The following is a 6,449-nucleotide window of genomic DNA, read 5'->3' as shown; positions in this document are numbered from 1 at the left end:
ATCCCGCCGGGCCGCAACACCTGACTGACCAGGGCGAAAATCGGTGGCAATGCCGGGCAGTACATGAAGACGTCCGCCGCCGTCACGATATCGGCGATGCGTCCTTGCGCTCCGAGAAAATCGAGCAATTCGGCCCGTTCCACCCCGTCGTAGATCGCTTTGCCTTGCGTTTCGGCGACCATGGCGGCTGAAATATCGACGCCGCTCAGATGCGACACCACATGCCGCAGCCGCTCCCCCATCAATCCGGTGCCGCACCCCAGATCGAGACCACGCGCGAACCCTTCGATGCCGAGCTCTTCCATGGTGCCGCCAACCAGGTCTGCCAGCCGGCCCGGGACGATATAGTCGAGCTTTTGCAACAACGCTTCTTCGAAATGGCCGGCATACTGGTCGAACAACGCTTCGACATACGCCGCCTGCGCCTGTGGCTCTACTTCACCGACCCCATGCGCCGCCAGATGCATCTGTGCGCCGAGCGTACCTGCCGGATCATGTTCCGCCGCCCGCTGCCAGGCGGCAATCGCACGGCCCAAGGCATCGGCCTTGAGATGGTAGTCCCCGGCCATCATCCAGCCCGCCGCCCAGCCCGGCGCATCGTTGAGCGCCTGCTCCATCAGATCCGCGGCGGATGAAAATTCGCCGGCCTCGGCCAGCATCTGGGCGTAATGGGCCCGGCGATCGACGATGAGGTCGCCCGAAGACAGGAAAGTCGTTGTCAATTTGTGTTGCGATCCGCAAAAACCGGCAAATACCGGCGCGCGGGGAAATGCGCCCGCGCGCGGCAAAAAGCAAGCGGCAAGATCAAAGGCCCGCGAAGAATTTTTCCGCTGCGTCCAGAACCGCCTCTATCGCGTCGTCGCCGATATCCTTGTGCGTCACCCAGCGCTGCTGGCCGTAGCGACCCGAAACCAGTATCCCCTGAGCCGCCATGTAATCGGCAAACCCCTTTGCGACCGACGCATCGGCGGTGAGAAAGATGATATTGGTCTGCGGCATTTCCACGGTCAGCGCCTCATGGCGCGCCAATCCCTCGGCCAGCCGCCGGGCCCGCGCGTGATCGTCGGCCAGCCGGGCCACATTGTGCTCGAGCGCATAAAGTCCCGCCGCCGCGATAATGCCCGCCTGCCGCATGCCGCCGCCCAGCATCTTGCGCAACCGCCTGGCTTTGGCGATGAAATCGGCATCGCCCACCAGCACCGAGCCGACCGGCGCGCCCAGCCCTTTGGACAGGCACACCGAAACGCTGTCGAACCCCTCGTCCAACTCCTTGACGCTCCGGTTCGACGCCACCGCGGCATTGACGATCCGCGCTCCGTCGAGATGGGTGGCAAGCCCATGCCGCCGCGCCAGCGCCACCGCATCGGCCACATAGCTCTGCGGCAGCACCTTGCCGCCAATGGTGTTTTCGAGCGCCAGCAACCGCGTGCGGGCAAAATGGATATCCTCTGGCTTGATGGCCGCGGCGACCTTGTCGAGCGGCAGCGAGCCATCGGGGCCATTTTCGATCGGCTGGGGCTGAATTGAGCCGAGAACCGCCGCCCCACCCGCCTCATACTTGTAGGCATGGGCATCCTGCCCGGCGATGAATTCATCGCCCCGCCCACAATGGCTCATCAGCGCGATCAGGTTCGATTGCGTGCCCGAGGGCAGGAACACGCCCCTCGCCTTGCCCGTCAGTTCGGCAACTTTCGCTTCGAGCGCGGCGACGGTTTCGTCCTCGCCATAGACATCGTCTCCAACCGGGGCGTCGGCCATCGCCGCGCGCATGCCCGCATCGGGTCGTGTCACCGTATCGGAGCGAAAATCATAGCGTCTGGTCGTCATCTGTTTGCCTTGAGAACCCGTGGTCGATAGTGCGGCCGATGCTTAGCGCGTCCGGTGTTCGCCGCCAACCGCCCGCATCCCAACTTGAACACCGGCCTCTCCAGCCGATATACTTTGGGCCTCACGCTCTTCTCTATCGTAAAGGTATGCAATACTGACATGTCAGCCGGCCGAAACCCGATTGCAGTCCTAACTACAGTGTTATCGCCATCGAAATTTTTTTACCGGCCCTGATTCTGACAAGTACTTGAATATTTCGGCCATTTCTTCTAAAAAAACTGGATCGAAATTGCGGCCGACTGATCTAGCCGTGCGTCTTTAACGCCTGCTGACGTCCTGAACCAAGACTTCGATATACCCGGGGGCGGCAAACCCCCATCAGAGTGCGGCCGGAAAAATTACCGATTTTTTCGGTTCGCCCTCGGCAAAACAAGGACTTGGAGTTCCGGACCAATCGGGCCGGATAAAGCTCCAGACAGCACGACGTGAAAGGACAAAGCCATGGCAACCGGCACTGTCAAATGGTTCAACACTCAAAAGGGCTACGGTTTCATCCAGCCCGACGAAGGCGGAGCTGACGTTTTCGTTCACATTTCTGCCGTTCAGAATTCCGGCATGACCGGTCTCGATGAAGGCCAGAAGATTTCCTACGAGATCGTCAAGGACAAGCGCACCGGCAAATCGGCCGCCGGCAACCTGGTCGCTGCCGACTAGTTCGGCATCCGCCAAATGAGCTTAGCCCGGCTCATTGGCCGGGCAACGGAAACAGGGCGCAGACCGCGGGTTTGCGCTCTTTTCTTTGGGAAACAGGAATTTCAAGGGACACTTGCAGCCGCCGCACAAAGCCCCATATGTGCCGGTGCACAGCGGAGGCGCGGGAGAATGCCCACCGATTGGCCTTGACCACAATGGCCGGTACGGGCAACCTCTCGCAGGTAAGTTTCCCGAAAGCGTAGGTCGAGTCCGCTGGCGTGAAGTCAGCGAGGATCTCGATATGCGCTTCAACGTATTTAATAATTGATAGGAGGGATTGGCCGAAATGGACAAGGTCCCCATGACAGTGGCGGGACACGCCGCACTCCAAGCCGAACTCGAACGCCGCGCCGGCGTCGAACGCCGCGCGATCATTGACGCGATTTCCGAAGCGCGCGCCCATGGCGACCTTTCCGAGAACGCCGAATATCACGCGGCCAAGGAACAGCAGAGCCACAATGAAGGTCGCATCATGGAGATTGAATCCATGCTGGCCATGGCCGAAGTGGTGGACGTTTCCAAGCTTTCGGGCTCGACCGTCAAGTTCGGCGCGACCGTGACAATGGTCGACGAGGACACCGAAGAGGAAAAGACCTACCAGATCGTGGGCGATGCCGAAGCCGATGCCTCGGCCGGCCGCATTTCGATTTCCTCGCCCATTGCCCGCGCCCTGATCGGCAAGTCGGTGGGCGATTCGATTGAAGTGACCGCTCCGGGCGGCGCGCGCGGCTACGAAATCCTCAAGATTGTCTTTATTTGATCGGGCCGGGCGGACTTGATCGCAGGTCCGCCCGCCCCTTGATGCAATTTCGCCTCAGCATACCGGGTTTTCCCCTGCCAAGTGGCACGCGCGCTTGTAACCGCGGGGCACCGTGCCATATTTGTTTCGAACGCAAATTGATCGGCACGATACAATGCACGCCAAGACCATAATCATCGGCTCGGGTCCGGCCGGCTATACGGCCGCCATCTACGCCGCCCGCGCCATGCTTGAACCGCTCATGATCGCCGGCATCCAGCCGGGCGGTCAGCTCACCATTACAACCGACGTCGAAAATTACCCCGGCTTCGCCGATCCCATCCAGGGGCCATGGCTGGTCGAACAGATGCGCGCCCAGGCCGAACACATGGGCACGAAAATCGAAAACGATCTGATCGTTGACGTCGATTTCAACATCCGCCCCTTCCGCCTCACCGGCGACAGCGGCAAGACCTACACCGCAGATAGCGTGGTGATCGCCACCGGCGCCCAGGCCAAATGGCTCGGCCTTCCGACCGAGGAAAAATTCAAGGGCTTCGGCGTCTCGGCCTGCGCCACCTGCGATGGATTTTTCTACCGCGACAAGACGGTCCTGGTGATCGGCGGCGGCAATACCGCTGTCGAGGAAGCGCTGTTTCTGACCAATTTCGCCTCCAAGGTCATCATCGCCCATCGCCGCGACCAGTTCAGCGCCGAAAAGATCATGCAGCAGCGCCTGTTCAAGCACCCCAAGATCGAGGTGCGCTGGAACACGGTGCTCGACGAGGTCAAGGGCGACAACATGCCCCCCTCGGTGCGCGGCGCCGTCCTGCGCGACGTTACGAACGACGAGACCCACGAAATCGAGGTCGACGGCATTTTCGTTGCCATCGGCCACGGTCCTGCCACCGAGATTTTCAACGGTAAGCTCGAGATGAAGCATGGCGGCTACATCGTCACCGCGCCCGACAGCACCGCAACCTCGGTGCCCGGGGTGTTCGCGGCGGGCGATGTGACCGACGATATCTACCGCCAGGCCGTAACGGCCGCCGGCATGGGCTGCATGGCTGCGCTCGAAGCCGAACGCTATCTCGCGGCCCATGAAATGGCCGAAGCCGCCGAATAACGGCGGCGAACCACAACGACTGATCGCCGCTCGCGGATCCCCCGCGAACGGCGCCACAAAGAGGGGACGTGGGGGATGCTCGACTGGGACAAGCTGCGCATATTCCATGTCGCCGCCGAATCGGGAAGCTTTACCCATTCGGCCGAAAAGCTTGGAATGTCCCAGTCCGCCGTTTCCCGCCAGATTTCGGCGCTGGAGGAAGACCTCGGCCTCAAACTCTTCATCCGTCATGCCCGCGGTCTCGTCCTTACCGAGGTGGGTGAACAGCTTTTCCGCACCGCCCATCGCATGGCCTGGGAGCTCCAGTCGGTTCAGGCCCAGATGACCGAAAGCCAGGACGTACCCACCGGGCCCCTTCTGGTCACCACCACCGTTGGGTTCGGCTCGACCTGGCTGACCAAGCGTATCCACGAATTCGTGACGCTCTATCCAACCATCCAGCTGGAAATCAAACTCAACGACGCCGAACTCGATCTGGCCATGCGCGAGGCCGACGTGGCCATACGCCTGCATCGGCCCAATCAATCCGAAATGATCCAGCGCAAGCTGTTCACCGTCCACTTCCACATCTACGCCTCCGAAAGCTATCTTGCCGAAAACGGTACTCCGGGATCGATCGAAGACCTTGATGGCCACAAGATCATCACCTTTGGCGAACCCTCGCCCTCCTATCTGGGCGATGTGAACTTTCTCGAGCGCATCGGGCGCCCCGACAACTCGCCCCGGCGGACCACGCTGAAGGTCAACGCCATCTACGGCATGATGCAGGCTTGCCGTCAGGGAATCGGCATCGCGATGCTTCCCGACTACATCACCGAGGAAGAGCCAAGCCTGAGGCGGGTTCTGGACGATATCGACCTTCCCGAGTTCGAGACCTATTTCGTCTATCCTCCTGCGCTCAAGAGCTCCAAGCGAGTCGGGGTGTTCCGCGACTTTCTCGTCGACAAGGCCCGCGACTGGCAATATTAGAGCGTGTCCAGCAAAAACATGTTCTCGACGCGATCGGGGATGGAAACGGTTTTGCGGTTCGCAACACGCGACAAGACAAGGGTTTAGAGCCAAGGATTTGAGTCAATCAAATCCTGAACGGCTCTAGAAGCGCCGCCGCGAAACCGCTCGCACCGCAGCAATCGGCATTGCGCTCAAATCGAGCGCGGGACCGCGGTTCCAATCAGAATCGCCGCGAGGCATTCAGAGCAAATCGATCCGATTCCGCGCGGAAAGAGCATTATTGACGCTTGTCGAGCGGCCTGGACCTCGGCAAAGCCCGCTGCGCTTCGCACAAGCGGGCAAAAAACGTCGATGTCGGAAATTTTTTTGGCACCCGCCGCGCGCCGGTGCATACAAAATAATGTAAGAAAAACAGGCACATTGCCCGCCAAATAGGCATTGCCATGCATCCAATGCATGGCTGACATAACCGGAATGGGGTTGTTGAGATGCCGTCTAATCTCTACCTACCAGCCAGACATTGCGCGTCTTTCCTCCTCCCTTTGGGCGCGTTTGATGTTCCCTCCTAACGAGAAGCTTGCTTCTCGTCCTGGCCCCGCTCTCCCCTCGAGCGGGGCTTCTTTTTTGCCCAAACGCCTTCCATGCCCACCCTTTGTGCAGATCGCCCAGCAGGGCTTGCGCAAAATGCATGGCTGCCATGCCATTAGACGACTTTTCAAGTCGTGATTAGAATGGCATATACGAACCGTCACTGACGCGGCGCGCTTTTCCTCCTCCTCCCAAAGCCCCCTGTGTCGTGACGACAAGAGCGGGATGGGTTCCTCCTCCTCCCTCCCTGAACGCTCCTAAGGCCGTAATTCGAATCCTCCTCCCTCGAATGCGGCCGACAGATCAGAAGCCCTGCCGATCCTCCTCGGTGGGGCTTCTCTCGTTTTGGGGGATCCATATCTGCCTAAATTTTCACCAGCAGCACGAACGTGCCTAATGCATAGCTGGTATGCGCTTTTGCTTGTTGTTGCTCGGGCCGGCGCAACAAGCAAGAGCGCATACCAG

Annotated in this window: 6 protein-coding genes; 4 read left to right on the top strand and 2 right to left on the bottom strand. The window is 60.2% G+C overall.

Annotation, left to right across the window (positions count from 1 at the left end; all coding sequences use genetic code 11):
• Positions 1 to 722: methyltransferase domain-containing protein (locus AACZ55_RS15140; RefSeq protein ID WP_339647452.1), on the bottom strand; the 722-nt coding region annotated here is incomplete at its 3' end.
• A gap of 82 nt (positions 723 to 804) precedes the next feature.
• A complete protein-coding gene (ltaE, locus tag AACZ55_RS15135) occupies positions 805 to 1,827 on the bottom strand; it encodes a low-specificity L-threonine aldolase (RefSeq protein ID WP_339647450.1) in 1,023 nt (340 codons plus the stop codon).
• A 501-nt stretch (positions 1,828 to 2,328) separates the two neighbouring features.
• Between ltaE and AACZ55_RS15130 the strand changes: the two genes are divergently transcribed.
• The 4 genes from AACZ55_RS15130 to AACZ55_RS15115 all read left to right on the top strand — a co-directional run bounded on the left by AACZ55_RS15130 (position 2,329) and on the right by AACZ55_RS15115 (position 5,414).
• On the top strand, positions 2,329 to 2,541 hold the full coding sequence (locus AACZ55_RS15130) for a cold-shock protein (RefSeq protein WP_264226951.1): 213 nt from the start codon (positions 2,329 to 2,331) through the stop codon (positions 2,539 to 2,541).
• 325 nt (positions 2,542 to 2,866) lie between these two features.
• Positions 2,867 to 3,340, top strand: a complete 474-nt coding sequence (greA, locus tag AACZ55_RS15125) for a transcription elongation factor GreA (RefSeq protein ID WP_339647448.1) — start codon at positions 2,867 to 2,869, stop codon at positions 3,338 to 3,340.
• 154 nt (positions 3,341 to 3,494) lie between these two features.
• Positions 3,495 to 4,445 carry a thioredoxin-disulfide reductase gene (gene trxB, locus AACZ55_RS15120; protein WP_339647446.1) on the top strand — a complete coding sequence of 317 codons (951 nt, stop codon included), beginning with the start codon at positions 3,495 to 3,497 and terminating at the stop codon, positions 4,443 to 4,445.
• 75 nt (positions 4,446 to 4,520) lie between these two features.
• Positions 4,521 to 5,414 carry a LysR family transcriptional regulator gene (locus AACZ55_RS15115; protein ID WP_338609764.1) on the top strand — a complete coding sequence of 298 codons (894 nt, stop codon included), beginning with the start codon at positions 4,521 to 4,523 and terminating at the stop codon, positions 5,412 to 5,414.
• Positions 5,415 to 6,449 lie beyond the last annotated feature (1,035 nt).

This window comes from uncultured Pelagibacterium sp. (assembly GCF_963972885.1).
GTDB classification, from domain to species: Bacteria; Pseudomonadota; Alphaproteobacteria; order Rhizobiales; family Devosiaceae; genus Pelagibacterium; species Pelagibacterium nitratireducens.
This window is presented reverse-complemented; position numbering and strand designations above follow the sequence as displayed.